The following is a 21,020-nucleotide window of genomic DNA, read 5'->3' on the forward strand; positions in this document are numbered from 1 at the left end:
TAGATGCTCTCCTGGCCAACCTCTGAACCCCCCAATTCTCTTTTAAACCGCCTGTTTGAAAATACTTTGGTCTTTTTGGGAGACCGGCTTTTTCGACGCTTTGTAGTCACACTCCGGGAAATTGTTGCACTTTAGGAACTCGCCGTATTTACCATTCTGCACAACCACGTCGCCGACCGTACATTTTGGACAGGGGATGATGGTTACCAGCGCCCCATTCACATCTTCGATCTGAACTGCGCTGTCTTGCACCAGCTCTTTCAAGAACAGGGATACCTTATAGCGCGCCGTAAACATAACAACTGTGCGTCTAGCCCGGGTCAGCGCGACATAAAAGAGGCGCCGCTCCTCACCGAATGGATATGAATCCCCCCCGGGCATCACGATGCCTAGCACAGGATCATCTGTCATCGTGCTGGGAAAACTTCTTCCCCGTTTGACACTGACCATAGCTGGCAAGATCACATAGTCTGCCTCAGCTCCCTTGGAACGATGGATACTGAGGAAGGACAGCTCGATGTGCCGACCGAACCGAGCCTTCCAGTCTTTCGGTATTAACTTCTCATCATCGTTGTAGCGCCCCAGCACGTAGACCTTTATGAGACGGCCTTTCTCAGGAGGTATGGTTCCATCCTTAAGGCCAGCAACAAGCGTCTCCAAAAATGTGGTGATGGCATGCTGTGTTTGGTTCGACTCCTCGACCATGATCACGCGCACCGCCGGCCCGACTGGCAGCGTTTCGGAGAACACCGTTTTAGGGAGCTGAACAGGGTTTTTGCTGACAAATTGACTAGAAACATCACATAGGGCTTGCGGGCACCTGTCGAAACAGATCACCGCTCGGGCCTGCTCCTCATTCAGTTTTAGCTTTTCCACCTTGGCGAACAACTTATTAGACGCTATCAGCTCTCGTTTGGTGTGCACTTCGTTGACTTGACTCCACATCATCTCCCAGTCAGCCCGCCAAAACTCGAGCAAGCTCTGGGCATCCTCACGCAGGATACCCAGCGCCTCCCTCAGGTTTTGATCATCGAGCAGTAGATCAAGCTCATGATCAACAATTAGCAAGCTCGGTCTGTTAGCTTCCAGTGCCAACTGCTGTTCGTAAGTAACCCATCGCCTTTGTGCTTCGGACTCGTTGACCCTGCCGCGTACCTCCGCCGACCAAGCACTGATCTGCTCATAGGCTTGCTTGACACGCGCCACACGGGCTTGATTAAGCAGATCGGCCTCTCGCAGTTTTTCTTCTTCTAGCCTGTCGTGAGCCGCCATCAGATCTGCAATTACATTATTGAGCCCCGGTACCAATGCGTTGGGCAATCCGCCCAAGCTGCCCCCGGGATATTTCAATCGCCCCAAAAACAGCCCGCGACCAGCTACAATCCGGTCGCCTTTATCCAAGCGAATCGCAACAGGCTGACCGTCAACACTCAACTCAAAGCGCCCTTCCGCCAAGCGCAGATACCAACGACCAGACCCTGTCAGCATTCGACCAATAAAAGATGGGGCCCAAATATATTCCCTGCTCAACCTCTACCTCCACCAAAATGACCAGGTGCAGGCGTAACCCTGCTTGCTTCCCTGTGAGGCAGGCATTCTGACCGCAATGGAGATCAATCCCAACGGTCAGGAACTGAAAACTGGCCCTAATGAGTCAATTTTTTCCCCAGCCGCGCTATGCGTTGCGGTGTAACGGCAGACTTTTTGATTTCCTCGTTGGCAAGAGCAACAGATGCGCTGGCAAGGCGAAGCCAGGACGCTGACTCTTTGAGATACGATGATCGTCGGCCCAATAATCTAGAACAATCGCTTATGCAGAGAGTGCTGCCCCAATGATCGTGTCCGACTAAGGCTGTCCGATATGGTTCGATTCTGTTGAAAGCGCTACGCCTTCAGTGAGAGGTTGCCAGCAAACCAAGATGTCGACTTTGTAGAGTCCCGCTTACTTAACATCCGCAGACAACGCTTGCCCCACGAAGTCCACGAAAACCCTGACTTTGGGTGATAGGTGTCGGCTTGACGGCCAGACGAGGCTAAGTGGATTGGAGCCTTTGATGCAGTCGCTCAGGAGCGTTTTAAGCGCCCCCGTGGCCAAGGGTTCACGAGCCAGAAAATCTGGCATGCACCCGATGCCTAACCCGCTGATTGTTGCCCTGCGCAAGGCTTCCATGTTGTTGCAGGTAAACACGGTGTGGGTGCGCGGCTCAGCCTGTCCGGGCGCCAGATCCAATGGAAAATCTTGCAGTTTGCCGCTGTTGGGAAAGCGAAAGCGCACGGCAGAATGTCCCGTGAGGTCTTGCGTGCATTCAGGCGTGCCATGCAACTCAAGATAAGCCGGCGCGGCACACACCAGCAATTGAACCGGACGCAAAGGCCTGGACATAAAACGTGAGTCCGACAAAGCGCCACTTCGAAGTGCTACGTCGACACCCAGGTCGATTAGATCGACCATGTGGTCGTTGAAATCGATATCGAGCTCGATGTCCGGAAAGCGCGCGAGAAGCTCAGGGATGAGGGGGAGAAGCAAATGGTAGGTGACGGTTGGGGTACTCACTCGCAGATGCCCGCGAGGTTTTTCGGCGCTGCGGGAAATCGTTGCCTGGGCGTCGTCCAGGTCGTCCAGAATACGCCGGCAACGCTCTAGAAATTCACTGCCCTCGTCCGTCAGACGCAGGCTCCGAGTCGAGCGCTGAAACAGCCGGACGCCCAGTTGCTGTTCAAGCCTGGTCACACCCTTCCCAACCGCAGATGCTGAAAGCCCCAACGCTCTACCTGCAGCGACGAAGCTACCAAGCTCCGCCGTTCTCACAAAAGCCATGAGCCCGCTCAGCCGATCCACAGTCGCGCTTCCTCATTCGATCATTTGGTTCCGTTATGCGCGGAATTTATAGCGTTATTTAATGGATTGCGAGACCTCTATCCTTTCCCCATCTTTTTGCCGGCACCGAAGCAATCGCTGGGCGCCGCACTTTTTTTGATTTGAGGATCGTCACAATGTCCACCCCTGCCGCCCTGAGTGCGGTGCAGAAAACACTGCTGCTGATAGCCGTGTGCATCGCATCAATCACCATGCCTCTTAACTTCACCGCGGCCGCCGTCGCCATACCCGCCATTGGCCGGGCCTTCGATGGAACACCCATTGCGCTTAACTGGGTCACCAATGCGTTCATGCTGACCTTTGGCAGTGGATTGATGGTGGCGGGTGCGCTCGCTGACAACTACGGCCGCAAAGCCGTGTTCATTGCGGGTATCGCCGGTTTCGCTGTTTTCTCGGCCTGTTCAACCTTCGCTCCCAACCTGATGTGGTTCGATATTCTACGAGCGGCCCAAGGCGTTGCTGCCGCAGCGGCCTTTTCCGGCGGCATGGCTTCACTGGCACAAGAATTCGATGGCGCTGATCGGGTTCGTGCGTTCAGCTACGTGGGTAGCAGTTTCGGAATCGGGCTGGCATTCGGGCCCATTGCTTCGGGGCTAATGATCGCATCCTTTGGCTGGCAAACCGTCTTTCTGCTGATCACGTTGCTGGCGGTAATCGCGACGGTCTTGGGCCTACGCTACATGCGCGAGTCCCGTAACCCTGATGCGAACGGCATCGACTGGCCAGGTGCGTTGAGCTTTACCTGGGCGCTTACCGTATTCACCTACGCAATCCTGAGGGCACCCGATAGCGGCTGGAGCGACCCTACCGTGATCGCCCTGCTGGTGTGTTCATTCATTTCCTTCGTGGCGTTTGTACTGATTGAACAACGTGTCGCCCAACCGATGCTTGACCTGACACTGTTCCGTTATCCGCGGTTTGTAGGCGTTCAATTGCTGGCAGCCGCGCCCGCCTATGCCTACGTGGTTTTGCTGATTCTGCTGCCGATTCGTTTCGTCGGCATCGACGGCATGAGTGAAATTGCCGCGGGACAACTGATGATTGCACTCTCGGCCCCCCTGCTGTTTCTGCCAATTGCTGCCGGCCACATGACCCGGTGGTTCAAGCCGTCCACTATTTGCGGCGTGGGATTGCTGATCTCGGCAGCAGGTCTGTATTGGCTGAGCCACGTCCCGGTTGGTAGCGCTACGCTCGATGTGATGTTGCCCATGCTGGTCATTGGTATTGGCATCAGCTTGCCTTGGGGCTTGATGGATGGTCTTGCCGTCAGTGTGGTTCCCAAGGAGCGCGCCGGAATGGCAACCGGGATATTCAGTACCACCCGGATTGCAGGGGAAGGTGTGGCGGTGGCCGTTGTAAGCGCAATTCTTTCGGCGCTCACGGCTCAGCACCTGACCGAGTCTGCAGGCGGCGCATCGATAGGAGTGGTTGAGGCGGCACAACGACTGGTAACAGGAGATTTCGCGACGGCAGCTTCCATCTTGCCTAACACGTCCCATGATCTGCTCATCAGTGGCTACAGCGCTGCTTTCAGCACGTTGTTGCTGATACTGACGGCCATTACCGTCCTGACCGCTGCCGTGGTGTTCCTGTTCCTTGATCGTGGCAACGTCGACGACGAAACCGAGATCGAAAGTGATGGACTGGATCAACTCGCTTAATTGAACCGCCTATCCCGAGGCGTTCAGTATTGATCACGAAAATCCTGGGATTACTGACCTCCTCGCCGTCAGCCAGGATTTCCCGGGGCTCGATGTCCGAACTCTGAGCACGTCGCTCTCCTCCTGCACCTATGTCTTGTGGACGCTCGTATCCTATACGCTGCAGGCCTGATAACGCCGTTCACAGAAATAGCCCATGTCATGGCGTCCAGTAAGGAATACTAGTCGGCGAGGTATCGGCCATTCTCCGGACAATGACTGGAGCCATCGGTAAACGGCCGGCCCTTACTATCTCGGCCAGCCTCTGATGGGCGACCTGTAATATCAAATGCGCCACTTTTGAACGTGGTGGGTTTTGACCGCAAGAGTTTTCAATCACAGCAATCTCCATTTCTGAGTAAGCGACCATTTGAGGCGCAAGGCGCAGGTAAAGTGATCAGGAGCGTTGCGCCTCGAAGAGCTATCTTGCAGCCTCTGCCTGCATCTGCCGAAGATGTGTAAGTTCTGCGTTAGACGCGTCTAAAAGTGCCGTGACCTCAGCTGACTTTCGTTGCGCCTGAGTCGATGCATCGATGAGCGACTTTGCCTCCATTTGAAGCCTGGCTATCTGTTCCTGCAGCATCTCCTTTGCACCCTCTGCCCTGGCAACGACCGTTTTCATCTCGTTGATTTCGCCTGCCAGGCGCTGCATGGAATCGTCTTGTGCCGCGATAGCCTTGGATTGCTGTCGAGCCTCGCTCAACAATCGCTCGTTATCCCGATTCAACCGAGTCAGCTCATCCTGCTTGATGATCATTGTTTGCTGGAGCTGGCGCAGCTCAACCTGAATCTGTTGCAGTTGGCCCTCGTGGCGGCGCTGTTCCTGGTCTCGCTGCTCCTTGATCGAGTTCCGATAGTGCTCCAGCGCATCGCGTGCGTGGACGTGCTTTTCTTCCAGCGAGCGGATGTGCTCGTCCTTCTCGTGGACGCGAAGTTCCAGATCACTGCAGTTCTGGCTCAGCCGGGCATTGCGCGTGAGTTCGGTCTGAAGACTGCTACGGCTGGTCTGCAATTCAGCAGACTCGGTCTCCAAGGCAACACGCTGAATATCAAACTCTCGTTGCAAGGCGGCCAAGGCCAACTGACTGACTTCCAGCTTCGCCTCAAGGGTGGCCTTGTCGTGATTGAACTGAGCCTGGGCCTCGTTGACGTAGTCGCCGCCCTCCTCCAACACCCGATTCAACATCTGCGATACCAATTCGGTGAGCTCATCACTCAGCCGTTCACGCGAGGATTCAGGGCGCGGATCGTGCGCCTCGATCTCTTTGAGATAACGATGAATAGTGGTTTTTGAGCCTGTATTACCGAGCTCAACCCGCACCGCATCGATGCTCGGGTTCTCGCCACGGGCCAGCAGCGCCTCACGGGCTTTCTGCACAATTGCCTTGTTTACACCGCCACGGGCCATTTTTGCTCCTACGATTTCGTACTGTTTTACATACTACGTATTTATGTACCATCTTAATGGAAAAACAAGGCTTATAAAAGACGAATTATTTGATAAAATAATAGAAGATTATTGCATCATGAAACTGATTCTCGCCTTTCCTGACATCGGGAAAGGTACGTTTGCCGTGGAAGGGTCGAGATGAACAAGGCTGATCGCTACCTGCAGGCCGGCACCCGGGAAAACACCCGCAAGAGCTATCGCGCTGCGATAGAGCACTTCGAGGTGACCTGGGGCGGATTCCTGCCGACGACCGGAGACGGCATCGTGCGCTACCTGGCCGAGTACGCCGATCAGCACGCCATCAGTACCTTGAAGCAACGCCTGGCGGCTTTAGCCCAGTGGCACATCACTCAGGGTTTCCCTGATCCGACCAAAACGCCGACAGTGCGCCAGATGATCAAAGGCATCCGGACGCTGCACCCAACCCAGGAAAAACAGGCAACTCCCCTGCTTCTTAGTCACCTTGAGCAGGCAGTGGGATGGCTTGAACGAGAAGCGGCACTCGCAGCCGAGCGCAATGACTTCAAAACTGTGATGCGGTGCCGACGTGATATCGCGCTCGTACTGATTGGGTTCTGGCGAGGCTTTCGCGGCGACGAGTTGGCGCGCCTGCAGGTCGAGAACACCCAGGCGCAAGCCGGCACAGGTATCACCTTCTACTTGCCGCACACTAAAGGTGACCGCCAGCACTTGGGCGCGAGCTACCAAACACCGGCGCTTAAGAAGCTGTGTCCGGTCGACGCTTACATCAACTGGGTCACCGTGGCCGGGATGGCGCGCGGGCCGGTGTTCAGGAAGCTCGATCGCTGGGGAAATCTGGCTGACGGCGGTATCAATCCCAACAGCCTGATCCCAATGCTACGGAGGATATTCAAGCAGGCGGGCGTCCCGGCTGAGATGTACAGCAGTCATTCGATGCGCAGAGGGTTTGCGACCTGGGCTTCTGCGAATGGCTGGGATATCAAATCGCTGATGAGCTATGTGGGCTGGAAGGACATCAAGTCAGCGATTAGATACGTCGACTCGAGCTCTTCGTTTGGAGGATTTGCTGTGCAGGCCCCCATCGCGCGCATCGAAAATGCTTAGCAGCATGGTATGTCGAATAAACACTTGCTGAAGATGGACGTTTCTTCAGCGGTAAAGGAAGCGAGAGCCATGCTCGATGCGGGTTTTGATAACATTCAGCGCAAGGGCTGGCGACTGGGGATGAATGAAATGAATTATGTTGAGCAGATCCAGCAACAAGCCGAGCAGATCTTTGGCAACAAAAAGAAAGCGGAAGCGTGGCTGACCCACCCCAAAAAGGCTCTAGGTAGCCGATCGCCTATGGAGATTGCTCACGATGCCGAAGGATATCTGCTGGTCATGGATACGCTTGAGCAAATTAACCATGGATACCCAGCTTAATGATCGTTTTTGACCTCAATCAAAACGACGCAGACGCCCTGCTCCACCATGTCGAATCGTTCAAACCAGGCTCAGGCGACGCTCGTGAAGATGCTCGATTGCGAGATGCTTTGTCCGAATTGCACACGGCTTTGGTGGCGCATCTGGAAGATTCCAGTGCTCCAAGATTCCTGGCACCAAAACCCATTCCTCAATGAATCCGTGCCCGCGCGAATGATGATTTGACCCTTGTATGAAGATAACTACATCCCAGGAAGGGCAGCTGTGGAAGCTGGCAGTGGCCACGCTTGGTGCAGAACCCCTAACGCAGTTGGTCGCTGATCTCCTCGGGGGCTATGTGAGAACGCGCGGGGTCAATCTGTACGGTTTTCTACGCCTTGAATGGTTAGGCGCCGAAGCGTTAGAAGCGTTGCGCAACGGTCAGCGGCGAGCGGGAGCTGAATTGGCGTTCTGGGGAGATGACCCGGCCAACGTCGCCATACTTAATTGTCATTCTGCTTATTTGCTGCGGGGTATCGTCCAAGCCTTACCTGCGCAACTGCTGTCAGCAGAGATGCTTGAGTGGCGTATGCAGCTCGATATGGGGCTATGACCCCATATCCCTCACACGCTCGCCCTTAGATATTTTTGCATCCAAGAATTCGCCTTGATCAAGAGATAGGCTGCCGTCTACAACATTGGACTTACGAGCTGCGGTCATCCACTTTCGTACCAGGGCATGAGGATCTGAAAGTACCTTTGGGACATCGATCCTAATACGCGGCTCTGGTGGTCTAGGTGTCGGCGCTTCGGCGATGAACTTGGTATCTAGCACCCGAAACTCGACAGTGCTGGTGGACGTCGGCGGCTTAGGTCGCTTCGGGCGCCTGGACTCCTGCTTTGCCCAATGACCACGTGGCGCCAAGATTATCCCTGCCTTGCGACATGCCTTGGAAAGTCCCGCGTCAGAGACACCAATCTGCCGAGCCAGAACCAGCACTGGTGTCTCCCATACCATGGCGAACAGTTGTTGTGGCGTAAAGCTTTTTGAGATGTACATCGTCGACCTCGACAGATCACATTTTGATAAGCGATCGGTCAGAATCATCGTAGCCTAAGCACGCAGTAGTACTGACCAGCCAAGATTTTTTGCCGGCAAAACGACCTTTGGTAATAACGCTCAGCATGGTTTGATGGGAGGCCCACTCACAGGTAATCGGTTTTGGAACAAAGCAAAGACACGGCACCGAGTCTCACTCCCCCGAGAGGTTTATCAGGTGCTGCGTTATGTGGCCGTAGGCACGCTTACGATGAGAAGAATTACCTTGCAGTCGTGGATTGATATCTACGCTGGCCTGGTCGTCTTTGAGGTGGATGGATGAATAATTACGCTGTACAACTGTAAGCATCCGGGGAAGTCATTTTCTAAACCCCAGCATTACAGGCCCAGATTATTTAAGAATGCCTGCAACTCGGCGCGACCCTTTCTAGCGTTGCCATTGCTCATGGCATCTATGCCAACGTCATTTGCAAATGGCTGACGCCTTATCGAGACAATCCGACGGCATGGCCAGCGTTTGTTCTTTTGTCTGTGCGGCGAAACCGCATTGCGCTTATCTCTTTTTAATCAACGGGCTTGCATAAGGAGCGCTAGCTTTCTCATCCGAGTTCATCTGCCAAAGGTACTTTCATGAGCGTCGTCTACGATACTGCCGCAACAGACCCTGCACGCCTCAGGCCCAGGGTCATGATCTACGGGGTCGGATACTACGGTATGGAGGCTGTGCGCATTCTCGTAAAAAAAGGCTGGCCAATCGTTGCGGCGGTGAACCGGGCAGGCCCCAAAATCGGCGAGGATCTAGGGCGGCTCGCCGGGCTGAACGAAGACTTGGGAGTCGTCGTACAGGACTGTGAAACCGCCGACTACGCGACCATGGGTGCGGACATCGCGTTGGTGGTGCAAACCGAGAGGCTGAACCTTAACTTTGCGGCTTATCAACGCCTCTTGGGAGCCGGCATCAATGTCATCTGCCACGGCTCAGAGTCCTATTTTCCGCAAGGCGCCGATCCTGACTTAGCCGAAAAAATCGACGCCTTGGCTAAGAGCAACGCTGTCACGTTCACCGGGACTGGCATCTGGGACTTCTCCCGCATCTGGGCGGGATTGCTGATTGCGGGGCCGTGCACAGAGCTTCGCTCGCTCACGCATCGCAGCTTAACGAACGCAGAGTTAGCGAACGAACGCATGATGCGCGCCTATGGCGTTGACATGACGCAATCCGAGTTTTTAGAAAAAGTAACCAAGGTACCCGGTCAATTAGGAGAGCTGTATAAAGGCATACCGACGCACGTGATGCACGCGCTTGGCTTTACTATCAAAAACGTGACCGAGCTGCGCGAGCCGGTACTTTCCGATCAACCAGTGTGGTGTCGTATCCTCAACAGGTTTTTGGAGCCTGGCACCTCGCTCGGTCTGCGGATCACCGTATCTGTCGAAACCGTAGAAGGGCCTACGGCAAGCGCGCACATTGAACTGCGTCTCCTCGCGGAAGGCGAGTCCGAAAACATGACGTGGGCCGTTGATGGAAGGCCACCATCCAAAATCCAGATCGACCGTGCCGATGGCGTACATACCTCAGCATCATGCATGGTGAACCGCATTCCAGATGTAATGGCTGCTCCGCCCGGGATAAAGTTGATCTCGCAGCTTGGCCCACTGAAACCGTCGCTGACCTAAACTTCATCGCGGATCTCAACGTGACTCAATGACAAAAAATCTCGGTTAGTTGGCTATACGCAGACGTGAGGCATCATGATGCCTTCCAACAAATCAATTTGTGCGACAAGTTTGTGGGGGGTAAGCGGCCAGCGTACATACCTGGTACAGATCAGGCAGGCATACACTGATGCGGCAGAACTTGCTCGATCTCGCAGTGGCGCTGCCGCCATTTATTCCATTGAAGCCTGAGCCTTTGAGCCCATCAAATTGGCCTCTGCCTCCAGACCGATATCTGCATTGAGGGCAGATCCTTTCACCTGCGTGGCCGGCTGCACTCGGCCCTGCGCTTGCTGCACCACATGCCATGCCTCATGCGCCAGATGCGTCTCCTGTCCCGACGCCAAATCAATCTCATCGCCCTGCGCGTAAGCTTGAGCATTCAATTGTGCAGGCATCCCTGAGTTGTAGTGCACCCTGACTTGATCCAGGGAGATGCCCGAAAGCGCCTCAATGCCCGTTACTAACTGATCGGGCAGCCCGGTGTCTGCTCGGCTTGAGGATCTCTGTGCAAACTGCATCGGTGAAGCGCCTGCACCCTGCAGAACCAGGACATGTTGCGACTTCTCCTGATTACCTTCGACCGCCGCCGAATTACGCTGAGCCGTTAGATTGTCTTGGAGTTCCGCGCCCTCGGGGTTCAGTGTGACACCCTCGGGTTTGCGGCTTCGATGCGGTTTCTTGGGTGCGCCTAGCTCAGCCATTGAATCTCACTCCTGATCATTTTCCGCAGCAGCATAAGCTGTCCTTAACCACCCAAGTACGGCTCGGAATCCATTCGTTCATTACAGCGCGACCACCCTTTAGCCGTCACCACCGTACAGCAATATCTAGTACCACCAACGTGCTGACTGACGCCCTTACGGCGAGAAAAAGCGATACCGGTGGGATGCACTGCATGCCTACCCTACTTTCTCATCAACCGGTCGCTTAGCTGCTTCCTCGTCCACCACAGTTTTCCATCTTTATGCATTAACCACGGGTTGTAAAACTCTCGAATATCACGAGTCATACGATCCGGCGCAGCCTGCAAGCGCTGGTGTTCAGCACGGCGAAATGCTCGATGCCAGCAAGCCTTGTCGAAGGCTTCTGACTTTGCAGTGGTAATACCAAGGATGCGGGTTTTGCGTCGACTTCTGCTCATCGGATACGCTCAGGGCTAGTGAGACGCATCTGGTGTACGCCGCCCCGAATGTGTCAGAGCCGATCAGGTTATCAAAAAATTACGGAGCCCCAGAGCTCCTAATGTGCTGCATCTCCAGGAACCCCTACACGCGCATTGATCGATTCATTACGGATCGTGAATACTGACATTACCTGTGCAGTGAGATGCCTAGTTATATTCGTATGTATCGCGGCCCCGATGGCTGGCTGATCATGCGTCTCAATCGGTAGCTAGATTCAGTCCGGTAGTGCGTTAGCTACAATTCCGCAACTCGATGATAAGGATATCCATGCAATCGCTTTCGCTTCAGAAATTGCCCACATGGGTAGCAATTTTCGCCCTGCTTTCCGGAGCATTTGTGGCGGCTGGGCTAGCTCCACATGACCAGGAGTGGTTCGCCCTCAACTTTCTATATTACTGGGCGCCGCATGTGGCCGTGCTGTTTTTGCTGTGGGTGGTTCGTGCGTCTCCCCCATTGATCGCGGGGGCCGCTATCGCCCTTTCTATCTACCTGGCCCTATTTGGGACATGGGTTTTCTCGGCTCGCCACCCCGACTCGATGGCGTGGCTGGGATACTTTTTGTCCTTCCCCGGCGCCCTAGCCGGTGCTGCGGTAGCGCGCATCCTAGAATGGCGAAAGCCTCTGGTCTCTATCGCCTTACCGCTTGGCATCGGATGTGCCTGCGTGGCTATAGGCCTAGCGTTGAATCAGACTTTTATCTGTATGACGGTCATGGCTTGCAGGCTCGAATAGTCAGCTAAACCGCGAGATTCGGTTGCCCCGTAGACGTCATACCGCCTTCCTGACAAATCGGTTATGCCGTCAGTGATTGTGCCCACTGGGTCTTTGTGAGCCCGTAACATTTCGCTTCCTGAGGTGCAGTCGAAACCTTCAGTACAGCGTTATACATATGTGCCGCACCGAGCTTCAGCATGGCCGTCTGTGATCTAATATTCGTGGGGGCGACGTGAAAGTACACGATGTCAAAAGCTGTGAACGCATGCTCAACCATCAGCTGTTTTAGTTCGCGATTCGCAGTACCACCCCACTTTTCGCGAATCAAAAATGTGAATCCGATGGCGATGCTGTTGGGTAGGTCTGGCGGGGTGTAGTAGCTCGAGGTACCCACGATTTCGCCAGAGTGAATGTCGAAGACTGTAAGCGCTGTTTGGGTTGAAAGAAGGAATTCAAAATAAGGCTCGAAGACTTCTCGCTTATATCGATCCTTAGCCGGGTGGCCCGACCAGATCTCTGGATCACCAGCGGCGCCAAACATACCCTCAAGGTCGCTATGCCTGAGGGCGCGAAGCGTCAAGGTGGTTCCGCGTAGGGTGGGCTGGCAATCGAACGAGTGTGTAAGCATGGTGTAATCAAACCCTAGTTTGAGGTTAGAGCCCTAGCCTAACAAAGAACACTCAAGTCCACCTCGCCCCTCGACCTTCACTTCCAATGCGATGAACTGCTCAATCAGTATCTCAGCACGTCGCAGTGTCTCGGAGTTGGTAAAAACACCTGATTACCGGAGCCCCAACTGCACGAAACCAAAACCCGCCGGTTAGGATCGATTCAACGCGCGGCTGCGCTGATGAGCCTGATCCAATCGGCCAAGCTTAACGGGCATGATCCGTATGCTTATCTCAAAGATGTACTAACGCGGCTGCCGACGCAGCGCGCCAGGGGATCGCCGAGCTGCTGCCGCATAACTGGTTGCCGTTACGCAACCTGTACCTACCGCCTGCAACACAGCACCTTGGCCGCCCAGACAAAGATCAAGTCACGGGAACGAAAGCGTAAGGACGGAGATGGTATCGAGGACGATGAGCCGTTTTGATCCGCACCATAAGTGCCCTGCTGCATGCCTGCATGCCTGCATGCGGTCGGGCCCGATGCGTCTTCAACCGGAACACTGCTGCTAAGCTTATCCTCAATTGCTGGGGCAAAAGTCAGCAATCCGTCCTGGGTCAATTTTCAATCGGCAGGGTGGGTCAGTTTTCAATCAGCGCCAACACACAGTGCTTTGTTACTCAAAACCGCCCAGTCTGAAAGTCGACAAACGCCTGTTGAATCTCTTCCTCTGTATTCATCACGAATGGGCCTCCAAGAGCGATAGGTTCGCCTAATGGACGGCCTGAGAAGAACAGCAACCGGGCATCCGTATCCTCGGCGCTGAGCGTGACCTCTGACTGCCCACTTTTCCCAGAGCGGGTCAGCCATGCCAGTTGGCTGGCCGGGACGAGCCTCCCAGCCTCCCCAATTTTCGGTATGCCTGCCAAGACGTACATGAAAGCGTTGTCTGTGGCTGGGAGCATCTGCCGAAATGACGCTCCGCGCTCAATCCGCACATCCAGCATTATGATTGGAACATGGTTGAGAGTGGATGAGATTACGCTACCGGACTGACCCGAGAAGACCCGAACCTCGACCCCCGGCTCTCGCCTGACGGGCATCGTGCTGCCCGCTAGATCCTGATAACGTGGCTCGGACATCTTCAGTGCCGCTGGCAAATTCACCCATAGTTGCAACGTATGGGCCATCGTTCCTGGAAGCGCATTTTCTTCGTGGTATACCCCTCGGCCCGCTGTCATCCATTGAGCATCGTCCGCTTTGATCATGCCCCTATTCCCGGCGCTGTCGCGATGCTCGACAGCCCCATCAATCACAAAGGTCACTGTCTCCATGCCTCGGTGTGGATGACGAGGAAATGCTCCACGGGGCATCCAGTCTTCGGCCATCACTACGAAGGGATCGGAAAAGGCTGGATCGCCATCTATTAGTCGGCGAGCCCGATGCCCGGCCATACGTCCAGCTGAGGTGTCAGGGTTAGCAACACGAGCTACCTCACGAACGAACATCGGCTCGTCAGTCTTCATGCTCATCGCCTTATTTGAGTGGATGCTCGATCAAGTTGTGGAGCACCAGTGGGCCAGGGATGTGAAGAAGGCGGCCACCTTCATCGATTCGGCCGACAAGGATTGGCGAGAACCCGAGTCGTTCTGCTAAGGCTTTGACGGTGGAGGCAGCTTTTTCGTCGTTGCTAGAGACGAATACGACACGCCGTCCGCCGTCCTGAGAGGGATCTCGGGCCAGTACGCCAGCCGGAAGTTGGTTGAAAGCTTTGACGACCGAAGCGCCTGGCAGCGCTTGGGCAACAATGTCAGAAGAGAGCCGTCCCGCAAGTGTTTCCGGTGCTACACCATAGGCGTTGGTCTGATCGATGATGATCTTGCCAGCCCAGTCAGATCGACTACGAGCTAGAGCCTCCACTGCGATGAATGGAAGTGCCAGGAATAGAACGTCGGCAGAGAGCGCCTCTGCCAAAGAGGTGGCTGTGACCACCTCTCCCAACTCTGCTGTGAGGGGAAGAATCGTTTCCGGCCCTCTCGTGTTCGCAATAGATACTGGAATCGCGACACGGGCAAATTGGCGAGCAATGGCGGTTCCGACGTTACCGGAACCAATAATGGCGTATTTCATTTTTTAACTCCTGAAGAAAAATGAAAGTAGATTTGATCAGGCGCCAATCGTGGCGATTTGTTGAAGAGCCCTATTTATCGCCTCATCCTTGTCCTCAGGACTTACAGCCAAGCCTTCCGCGCGCACGACTCGTGTATCGATGACGCCCAGGAATCCTAATAGCCCGATCAAGTAACTCTCTTGATGTTCTAGAGCTGCCGCTGGACTACCAGGCGAATACACACCGCCCCGTGACGAGGCGATGTAAGCCTGCTTTCCATTCAAGAGGCCTTCTGGGCCGGTGGCGGTGTATTGGAAGGATTTGCCTGCTATCGCGACCCGGTCAATCCAAGCCTTGAGTGTGCTCGGGATAGTCAGGTTGTACATAGGCGTGCCGATTACCACGATCTGCGAATCAAGGAGTTCTTGCAGATAGGCATTTCCCTTGAAAAGGTCGTTTACCAACACGGCGTCTCTGGCCACAGTGCCCTGCCAGGCTGACAGATGCTCCATGGAAAGGTGTAGTGCAGGATCTTGGCCGAGATCTCGGTAAATCACCTTGCTGCCCGGGTGGAGCGAAGCGAGTCGCGCGACGATCTGCGAAGACAGGGTACGGCTGACAGATGCGGCGCCTAGAATGCTGGCGTCAAGATGGAGGATTTGCATTTCAGTCACCTAGCTTTCGGTTTAATGGGCAGGTGAAAGATGAGCTGTTCTTGAGGATCTTAAAAGACGGTATATTGAGATGCTATGTATCGTTAATTGAGATTGATGGGGGCGAGATGCTCGACGGTGTATCGCTTGATCAGCTAAGAACATTTGTCGCTGCCGTAGATGAAGGCAGTTTTTCTGCGGCCGCGAGGAAACTCAACAGAGTGCAATCGGCAGTGAGCGGCTGGGTGAGCGGCTTGGAAGATCAGATTGGGGTAACGCTTTTTGACCGTTCAGGTCGTTTCCCCAAATTGACACCCCAAGGTGCTCTGCTGCTGACGGATGCGCGCAACATCATTTCGGCAGTCGACACTCTGAAGGCCCGAGCCAAGCTCATGACGTCAGGGTTGGAACCTGAATTATCCGTGGTAGTCGACGTATTCTTTCCGACGTCCGCCGTTACTGCCGTAGTCAAAGAATTCGCCGAGCGCTTCCCGCATACTCGCCTGAAGATTTTCGTCGAAGGCCTCGGTGCGGGCTATCAGCCGATACTCGATGGTCGGTGCAGCCTTGGCATTCTGGCGTCACTGCCAGTTTCATTTCCCACCCTATCAATCGAACGAATTGGCGAATTCTCTTTGGTGGTGGTGGCATCAGTTGATCATCCGCTATCCAGACTGAGTGGGAAAATTTCTCGGCGGGAATTGGCCAAGCACGTTCAACTGGTGCTGACGGATCGATCAGAACTACTGGCGGGGAAGGACTTTGGCGTGCTGTCGCCTTCGACCTGGCGTCTGGCGGATCTATCGACGAAGTACGCGTTCCTCAAGGATGGAGTTGGATGGGGCAGCATGCCTTGGCACATGGTCGAACAGGACGTAGCGGCTGGCGCTCTGGCTCCGCTCGATGTGGAAGGTTCGCCGCAGGAGGGAGTTAAAATAGATATCTGCGCAGTTCACGCACCAGACTCACTGCCGGGGCCAGCTGGACAATGGCTGATTGATCGCCTCAGTTGCTCCCCAATCGATTGACCACGATGCTCGAAGTTTCTGGGCCTTGGTCGCGGAGATTTTCGTGTTGACTGAAGACTGCCAATGGAACGGGGGGTAGTGTTGAGGGGGAGTTTGTATCAGGAGAGGCGCGGGTCAGTTTCAAAAGGTGTGTTTGGTGTTCGCTTACCCGGATCGCGTGGAATGCGCACTTGGGGATTCCACGGCCATCCGGCCATCCTTACTCGTTCCATACTTTTGCGCAATTACCACCTGTTAGAACAGGGAGGACACAAAATCAGCCACCGGCTCTGGCAATAAGTCTTGAGGTTCATCCCCGCCGAAAGTAGCCAGCCCGCTCTTGCCCTTGATAATGCCCGAGCTGATTACGTCGCCAGATCTAACCTGCACGACCTCTACTTTGATCTCCACTTTGTCGGGGATCATCGACCACTCTGTTGCTCGGTCTTCCCAGTGCAAAATCGTCGGGAAGATCAAGATGTCCTGATCGGTGCGCTGAGCCTCCGCGATAGCGTCCTCGAAGTTTTCAGCCAAGCCACCGATGCGTACCAGGTGGGATTTGGCGCTTGCGGCGTCGTAAATAATCTTCGAGGTGTTGCGGCCAGAGCCGTTATAGACGTGATCGCCATACTCGCCATCAGCAGGCGTCGAGACGTAGATTCGATCAGTTTTTGTAATGCGTAACGAGCCGTTCTGCTGCGGTGACCAGTTGTGTGAGTCCGCGCAACCAGAGAGCACGGCGACCAAAGCGAGAATCAGGGAGGTGCGCATCAAACATCCTTGTATGGGCCTGGATGGCCTATCGACATCCTTGAATATAACAAAGCGTTAAGGCACTCGTGCAAAAAACCTAAACCAGCAGAACCGCGTTTAGCTACGGCGTATAGCTGTAAACCGCAAGCCCATAGTTCGAGAAAAGCCCGCGTTCTAATGCCCCCGAAACGGAACATCAAGACCGATTACATGGATTAATGTCCCGTTTCTGGAACCTTGTGGTAGGTCGTCTCGATGGGTACTTTCCAGGATACACCTGCAGCTTTTCGATTCGCATCGCCGATGAGGCCCAGCAAGAATCTGGTGTGGAGGTCGGTGATTCGCGTTATATGAGCGAGGAGAGCGCTGACAACAGCCGATTGCCTGATTTAGTTGAATCCACCTAGCTATGACAGGATGGGTGAGCTGGTCGAGGCATGGGCAGTGCCGAGACAGGTAGCAACGGAAGTCAGGAATAGGCTGCCGTTTGAGGTATGGTGATGGTTTAGCTCATCAAGGATGATCCATGGCAACTCACACCCCCAATAGCAGCCAGAAACACCTTGCCGTCTTGATCGATGCCGACAACGCGCCAGCAGCCATTGTCGAAGGCCTCTTTGAAGAGATTGCCAAGTACGGTGTCGCAAGTGTCAAACGCATCTACGGCGACTGGACTGGGCCACAACTCGGCGGCTGGAAGAAAGTCCTTCTGGATCATTCTATTCAGCCCATCCAGCAGTTCGCCTATACCAAGGGTAAAAACGCCACCGACAGCTCGCTGATAATCGACGCGATGGACTTACTCTACACACGGCGATTCGACGGATTTTGCCTGGTATCCAGCGACAGTGACTTCACTCGCCTGGCGTCTCGATTACGTGAGGAAGGATTGACCGTGTACGGGTTTGGGGAAGAGAAAACCCCTAGACCTTTCGTGGCCGCATGCGACAAGTTCATCTACATCGAGCTGCTCCGCGCAGACGTCATCATGCCGGGCAATGGTGAGACTTTTCCTGGCTCAACCGTAATCACCGACTCAGCGAAAACCGTAGCAGCTCCCGAACCCAGAAAAACGCCAAAGGCACCTGTGGGATTCATCGCCAAAATCATGGACGACATCGCGGACGAAGACGGCTGGGCGCATCTCGGCGCTTTGGGAGCAAACATTACCAAGGTAAGACCTGAATTTGACCCTCGTACCCATGGCTACAAAAAGCTGAGTGATCTGATCAAAGGGTATCCCCAGACCTTTGAGCTGCAAGCCAGGGGAACATCGGGCGGGACTGCGGTGATGTACGCCCGGCATAAGCAGCAAAGTAAATAGTCGAACAGCCGCTTGCCGTCCACCGATCATGAAACCAATTTACTTGCCATCCGCCGAGTGCGCTTGTCTTGGGCCAGGCGGAGACCAATTTGGGATAACGATGTAGTCGTTCCTCTGTACTACGCCCGCGTGGGCGCCCTCCACCAAATGGACGTAACGGCCACCCACCTCATCGATTGGCAGGCAGTCATCGACGTCAATCACCGTATCGGTGTGGGGTTGAGCCCATTGGGCCAGCATGTGTCGCTTCCCCTGAAACATTGCCTCTCTCTTGGTCTCAGCAACAACAAGCAAGTAGTGATGAGCCTCCCCAAACGATCTCGATTCATAACCGCCTAGATTGATGAAGAACAAGCGTGGCGAGTTCGGCGACGGGGCAAGCTGACTTAGCTCCACTTTCCATTTTTCTACACCGTCGACTTTCATCCACGCATCGATGTGTAAGCCAGCGGGGCTACCAAACCAGCTTTCACGTAGTTGCGAATATGTCGCCTCCAAACTGTCGGCCACCACAAACGCTACATCGTGCACCTCAATTTTTGCTCTAGGATGCTTGCCGCCCAGCATCACAACGAACAGCATTTTCTGGCCTCCGTGAGAAATTGTGCGCATTCGTAAAGCAGTGTCTCGTTTTTGGCCCTGGGCAAGCGGCCCCCAGTACTCATTTCGTTGATTTCAAGGCATGGATTTTTATCACTTGGCCTTCACAGTCCAAAGCTGATCTACCTTTGTCGTGTAGCTGCAGCTCATCAGGTCTCGGCGCATCGCCCAACCCGGGGACACCGGCACGCTCGCCGCACGCAGCGTTCCCCTTCCCCACCGTCCGTTGATGTCGTCCAAAACGCTCATCACTTTGTCAGCCGCAGCAGGCTGCGATAACGCGAACAAGTCTTCGGTGAACTCGCCCGGCTGCCGCAGATCCATGAGCAGAACTTCGGCTTTGCTGTACTTGAAACCAGGCCGGAACAGGCGATTGACCGCCTCCGTCGCAGCCTTGATCATCAGTCGAACGTCATTGGTGGGATATGGCAACTCGACTAAGGCGCCATTCGCGTACTTGGCCTCCTCCGGGTTGAACATGCCCGTCCTGATGCTCACCCGAATTTTCTTGCACAGCGAGTTCTGAGCCCGAAGCTTTTCCGCAGCACGTTGCGTATAGGTGGCAACGGCTTCCTTAATTGGCTCAATGTCAGTCAGCCGATTACCGAACATTCGGCTGCAGCAAATTTCTTGCTTAGGTGGTTCGGCCTCCCCTAGCTCCAGGCATGGCGTGCCAGCAAGCTCGCGCGCTGTCTTCTCAATCACCACGCTGAATTTCTGGCGAAGCGTCCACGCGTCAGCCTGGGCCAAGTCCATGGCAGTTTTGATGCCTATGACCTCAAGGTGCGCCTTCATCCGCTTACCGACACCCCATACCTCTCCGACATCGGTATTGCGCAGCGTCCAATCGCGTTTGAACTGATCGCAAAGATCGACCACTCCACCTGTCTTATCGAGCAGACGCTTCGCTGTGTGGTTCGCAAGCTTGGCAAGCGTTTTGGTACGAGCGATCCCGACACCCACAGGGATGCCTGTGCCTTTGAAGATCGTCGCTCGGATCTTGCGACCAAAGGCGGTCAAGTCACCAGGAATACCAGTCAGATCCGCAAACGCTTCGTCGATGCTGTAGACCTCAAGCGCTGGCACCATAGACTCGATGATGGTCATGACGCGCTCACTCATATCACCATAGAGCGCGTAATTACTGCTGAACGCGACCACGCCATTTCGCCGCAAGTGATCTTTGATCTGAAAGTATGGTGCCCCCATTTTCACAAATGGTTTTGCGTCGTAGCTGCGCGCGATCACGCAGCCGTCGTTATTCGACAATACTACGATCGGAGTGCGTGCAAGGTCTGGCCGAAAGACTCGCTCACAGCTTGCATAGAAGCTGTTGCAGTCAATCAAAGCAAAGACCGATTCAGGAGTTGTCATGATCACGAACGCTGTATTTCACGACTCCCCAAATCACCAACTCGTCACCCTCCATAACGTGCCTTGCCGGATACTTCGGGTTCTCCGACAGAAGGATCACGGCGTTCTCACGCAGATACAGTCGCTTGCACAGCGGCTCAGTGTTCAGCGCTGCGATAACAATGTCGCCGTGCTTACCTTCGAGGCTTCGATCAACGATCACCAGGTCGCCGTCATAAATTCCGGCCCCCTGCATGCTGTCACCATCAATCTTCACCAGGTACACGTGGGGGGCTCGGATGTCGAACAGCTCATCCAGCGAGATATGCTTCTCGATGTGATCAGCGGCCGGAGACGGGAAGCCTGCTGGCACGTGAAACGAGTAGAGGGGCAGCTTTTCGCCGCCGGCTGACAGTGGGCCCAAGATAGTGATGCTCATGGTGCAGACCTTGTGATGATTAGCTGTATAAATATACAGTTAACGATTTACTCCGCTTGCGGTCAATCTCATAAGCAGGAA

At 54.6% G+C, this 21,020-nt stretch carries 21 protein-coding genes and 2 pseudogenes; 11 read left to right on the forward strand and 12 right to left on the reverse strand.

The window, feature by feature from the left end; translation table 11 throughout:
• Positions 1–42: 42 nt before the first annotated feature.
• The gene (locus tag AC1MDT_RS06880) at positions 43–1,530 is read right to left on the reverse strand and encodes a topoisomerase DNA-binding C4 zinc finger domain-containing protein (protein ID WP_480421313.1); all 1,488 of its coding nucleotides are present in this window, start codon (positions 1,528–1,530) and stop codon (positions 43–45) included.
• Positions 1,531–1,942: 412 nt separating this feature from the next.
• Positions 1,943–2,839, reverse strand: coding sequence for a LysR family transcriptional regulator (locus AC1MDT_RS06885; protein WP_480421314.1), 897 nt, complete (start codon positions 2,837–2,839; stop codon positions 1,943–1,945).
• 155 nt (positions 2,840–2,994) lie between these two features.
• Here AC1MDT_RS06885 and AC1MDT_RS06890 point away from each other — a divergent pair, with 155 nt between their 5' ends.
• On the forward strand, positions 2,995–4,539 hold the full coding sequence (locus AC1MDT_RS06890; RefSeq protein ID WP_480421315.1) for an MFS transporter: 1,545 nt from the start codon (positions 2,995–2,997) through the stop codon (positions 4,537–4,539).
• A gap of 460 nt (positions 4,540–4,999) precedes the next feature.
• Here the strand turns inward: AC1MDT_RS06890 and AC1MDT_RS06895 are convergent, their stop codons facing one another.
• Complete coding sequence (locus tag AC1MDT_RS06895) at positions 5,000–5,986, reverse strand: DNA-binding protein (protein WP_480421316.1); 987 nt, start codon at positions 5,984–5,986, stop codon at positions 5,000–5,002.
• Between the two features lie 180 nt (positions 5,987–6,166).
• Between AC1MDT_RS06895 and AC1MDT_RS06900 the strand changes: the two genes are divergently transcribed.
• From AC1MDT_RS06900 to AC1MDT_RS06925, 6 genes are all read left to right on the forward strand, one after another.
• Positions 6,167–7,114, forward strand: a complete 948-nt coding sequence (locus tag AC1MDT_RS06900; RefSeq protein WP_480421317.1) for a tyrosine-type recombinase/integrase — start codon at positions 6,167–6,169, stop codon at positions 7,112–7,114.
• Positions 7,115–7,123: 9 nt separating this feature from the next.
• Positions 7,124–7,435, forward strand: a complete 312-nt coding sequence (locus tag AC1MDT_RS06905) for an antitoxin Xre/MbcA/ParS toxin-binding domain-containing protein (protein WP_480421318.1) — start codon at positions 7,124–7,126, stop codon at positions 7,433–7,435.
• Positions 7,435–7,632 carry a hypothetical protein gene (locus tag AC1MDT_RS06910; RefSeq protein WP_480421319.1) on the forward strand — a complete coding sequence of 66 codons (198 nt, stop codon included), beginning with the start codon at positions 7,435–7,437 and terminating at the stop codon, positions 7,630–7,632. Before AC1MDT_RS06905 ends, AC1MDT_RS06910 begins: the two co-directional genes overlap by 1 nt.
• 35 nt (positions 7,633–7,667) lie before the next feature.
• Positions 7,668–8,027 carry a hypothetical protein gene (locus tag AC1MDT_RS06915; protein WP_480421320.1) on the forward strand — a complete coding sequence of 120 codons (360 nt, stop codon included), beginning with the start codon at positions 7,668–7,670 and terminating at the stop codon, positions 8,025–8,027.
• Between the two features lie 580 nt (positions 8,028–8,607).
• Positions 8,608–8,796, forward strand: coding sequence for a DUF7693 family protein (locus AC1MDT_RS06920; RefSeq protein ID WP_480421321.1), 189 nt, complete (start codon positions 8,608–8,610; stop codon positions 8,794–8,796).
• Between the two features lie 308 nt (positions 8,797–9,104).
• A complete protein-coding gene (locus AC1MDT_RS06925; RefSeq protein WP_480421322.1) occupies positions 9,105–10,151 on the forward strand; it encodes an NAD(P)H-dependent amine dehydrogenase family protein in 1,047 nt (348 codons plus the stop codon).
• Positions 10,152–10,363: 212 nt separating this feature from the next.
• Here AC1MDT_RS06925 and AC1MDT_RS06930 read toward each other — a convergent pair whose 3' ends face one another.
• Positions 10,364–10,894 (reverse strand): eCIS core domain-containing protein, encoded by a 531-nt coding sequence (locus AC1MDT_RS06930; RefSeq protein ID WP_480421323.1) that lies wholly within the window; start codon positions 10,892–10,894, stop codon positions 10,364–10,366.
• 1,276 nt (positions 10,895–12,170) lie between these two features.
• On the reverse strand, positions 12,171–12,671 hold the full coding sequence (locus AC1MDT_RS06935; RefSeq protein WP_480421324.1) for a GNAT family N-acetyltransferase: 501 nt from the start codon (positions 12,669–12,671) through the stop codon (positions 12,171–12,173).
• A gap of 240 nt (positions 12,672–12,911) precedes the next feature.
• On the opposite strand from AC1MDT_RS06935, the pseudogene AC1MDT_RS06940 reads away from it, so the two are divergent.
• Positions 12,912–13,069, forward strand: a pseudogene (locus AC1MDT_RS06940) (transposase domain-containing protein); the annotation flags it as partial.
• Between the two features lie 13 nt (positions 13,070–13,082).
• Positions 13,083–13,187, forward strand: a pseudogene (locus AC1MDT_RS06945) (AAA family ATPase); the annotation flags it as partial.
• A gap of 193 nt (positions 13,188–13,380) precedes the next feature.
• Here AC1MDT_RS06945 and AC1MDT_RS06950 read toward each other — a convergent pair.
• The 3 genes from AC1MDT_RS06950 to AC1MDT_RS06960 are packed head-to-tail and all read right to left on the reverse strand — an operon-like array spanning position 13,381 to position 15,475.
• The gene (locus AC1MDT_RS06950) at positions 13,381–14,226 is read right to left on the reverse strand and encodes a pirin family protein (protein WP_480421325.1); all 846 of its coding nucleotides are present in this window, start codon (positions 14,224–14,226) and stop codon (positions 13,381–13,383) included.
• A gap of 10 nt (positions 14,227–14,236) precedes the next feature.
• A complete protein-coding gene (locus AC1MDT_RS06955; protein WP_480421326.1) occupies positions 14,237–14,830 on the reverse strand; it encodes an NADPH-dependent F420 reductase in 594 nt (197 codons plus the stop codon).
• Positions 14,831–14,866: 36 nt separating this feature from the next.
• The gene (locus AC1MDT_RS06960) at positions 14,867–15,475 is read right to left on the reverse strand and encodes an FMN-dependent NADH-azoreductase (protein WP_480422722.1); all 609 of its coding nucleotides are present in this window, start codon (positions 15,473–15,475) and stop codon (positions 14,867–14,869) included.
• 32 nt (positions 15,476–15,507) lie between these two features.
• Here AC1MDT_RS06960 and AC1MDT_RS06965 point away from each other — a divergent pair, with 32 nt between their 5' ends.
• Positions 15,508–16,491, forward strand: coding sequence for a LysR family transcriptional regulator (locus AC1MDT_RS06965; protein WP_480421327.1), 984 nt, complete (start codon positions 15,508–15,510; stop codon positions 16,489–16,491).
• A gap of 234 nt (positions 16,492–16,725) precedes the next feature.
• Here AC1MDT_RS06965 and AC1MDT_RS06970 read toward each other — a convergent pair whose 3' ends face one another.
• On the reverse strand, positions 16,726–17,241 hold the full coding sequence (locus AC1MDT_RS06970; RefSeq protein ID WP_480421328.1) for a DUF4823 domain-containing protein: 516 nt from the start codon (positions 17,239–17,241) through the stop codon (positions 16,726–16,728).
• 508 nt (positions 17,242–17,749) lie between these two features.
• Here AC1MDT_RS06970 and AC1MDT_RS06975 point away from each other — a divergent pair.
• Positions 17,750–18,547 carry an NYN domain-containing protein gene (locus AC1MDT_RS06975; RefSeq protein ID WP_480421329.1) on the forward strand — a complete coding sequence of 266 codons (798 nt, stop codon included), beginning with the start codon at positions 17,750–17,752 and terminating at the stop codon, positions 18,545–18,547.
• A gap of 39 nt (positions 18,548–18,586) precedes the next feature.
• On the opposite strand, the gene AC1MDT_RS06980 is transcribed toward AC1MDT_RS06975, so the two are convergent.
• From AC1MDT_RS06980 to AC1MDT_RS06990, 3 genes are all read right to left on the reverse strand, one after another.
• On the reverse strand, positions 18,587–19,129 hold the full coding sequence (locus AC1MDT_RS06980) for a DUF1543 domain-containing protein (protein WP_480421330.1): 543 nt from the start codon (positions 19,127–19,129) through the stop codon (positions 18,587–18,589).
• 111 nt (positions 19,130–19,240) lie between these two features.
• Positions 19,241–20,521: a translesion error-prone DNA polymerase V subunit UmuC gene (gene umuC / locus AC1MDT_RS06985; RefSeq protein WP_480421331.1), complete on the reverse strand. Its 1,281-nt coding sequence runs from the start codon at positions 20,519–20,521 to the stop codon at positions 19,241–19,243.
• Positions 20,508–20,939: a LexA family protein gene (locus AC1MDT_RS06990; protein WP_480421332.1), complete on the reverse strand. Its 432-nt coding sequence runs from the start codon at positions 20,937–20,939 to the stop codon at positions 20,508–20,510. The genes umuC and AC1MDT_RS06990 overlap by 14 nt, the downstream gene beginning before the upstream one ends.
• Positions 20,940–21,020 lie beyond the last annotated feature (81 nt).

The sequence above is a fragment of the Pseudomonas sp. ASL7 genome (assembly GCF_056680375.1).

Excerpts from the sequence above, each read along its gene's own strand:
- AC1MDT_RS06980 (WP_480421330.1), bottom strand. The coding sequence starts at position 19,129 with ATGCTGTTCGTTGTGATGCTGGGCGGCAAGCATCCTAGAGCAAAAATT.
- umuC (WP_480421331.1), bottom strand. The coding sequence starts at position 20,521 with ATGACAACTCCTGAATCGGTCTTTGCTTTGATTGACTGCAACAGCTTC.
- AC1MDT_RS06905 (WP_480421318.1), top strand. The coding sequence starts at position 7,124 with ATGTCGAATAAACACTTGCTGAAGATGGACGTTTCTTCAGCGGTAAAG.
- AC1MDT_RS06930 (WP_480421323.1), bottom strand. The coding sequence starts at position 10,894 with ATGGCTGAGCTAGGCGCACCCAAGAAACCGCATCGAAGCCGCAAACCC.
- AC1MDT_RS06950 (WP_480421325.1), bottom strand. The coding sequence starts at position 14,226 with ATGAAGACTGACGAGCCGATGTTCGTTCGTGAGGTAGCTCGTGTTGCT.
- AC1MDT_RS06895 (WP_480421316.1), bottom strand. The coding sequence starts at position 5,986 with ATGGCCCGTGGCGGTGTAAACAAGGCAATTGTGCAGAAAGCCCGTGAG.
- AC1MDT_RS06915 (WP_480421320.1), top strand. The coding sequence starts at position 7,668 with ATGAAGATAACTACATCCCAGGAAGGGCAGCTGTGGAAGCTGGCAGTG.
- AC1MDT_RS06975 (WP_480421329.1), top strand. The coding sequence starts at position 17,750 with ATGGCAACTCACACCCCCAATAGCAGCCAGAAACACCTTGCCGTCTTG.
- AC1MDT_RS06920 (WP_480421321.1), top strand. The coding sequence starts at position 8,608 with ATGGGAGGCCCACTCACAGGTAATCGGTTTTGGAACAAAGCAAAGACA.
- AC1MDT_RS06925 (WP_480421322.1), top strand. The coding sequence starts at position 9,105 with ATGAGCGTCGTCTACGATACTGCCGCAACAGACCCTGCACGCCTCAGG.
- AC1MDT_RS06900 (WP_480421317.1), top strand. The coding sequence starts at position 6,167 with ATGAACAAGGCTGATCGCTACCTGCAGGCCGGCACCCGGGAAAACACC.
- AC1MDT_RS06990 (WP_480421332.1), bottom strand. The coding sequence starts at position 20,939 with ATGAGCATCACTATCTTGGGCCCACTGTCAGCCGGCGGCGAAAAGCTG.
- AC1MDT_RS06960 (WP_480422722.1), bottom strand. The coding sequence starts at position 15,475 with ATGCAAATCCTCCATCTTGACGCCAGCATTCTAGGCGCCGCATCTGTC.
- AC1MDT_RS06955 (WP_480421326.1), bottom strand. The coding sequence starts at position 14,830 with ATGAAATACGCCATTATTGGTTCCGGTAACGTCGGAACCGCCATTGCT.
- AC1MDT_RS06910 (WP_480421319.1), top strand. The coding sequence starts at position 7,435 with ATGATCGTTTTTGACCTCAATCAAAACGACGCAGACGCCCTGCTCCAC.
- AC1MDT_RS06970 (WP_480421328.1), bottom strand. The coding sequence starts at position 17,241 with ATGCGCACCTCCCTGATTCTCGCTTTGGTCGCCGTGCTCTCTGGTTGC.
- AC1MDT_RS06890 (WP_480421315.1), top strand. The coding sequence starts at position 2,995 with ATGTCCACCCCTGCCGCCCTGAGTGCGGTGCAGAAAACACTGCTGCTG.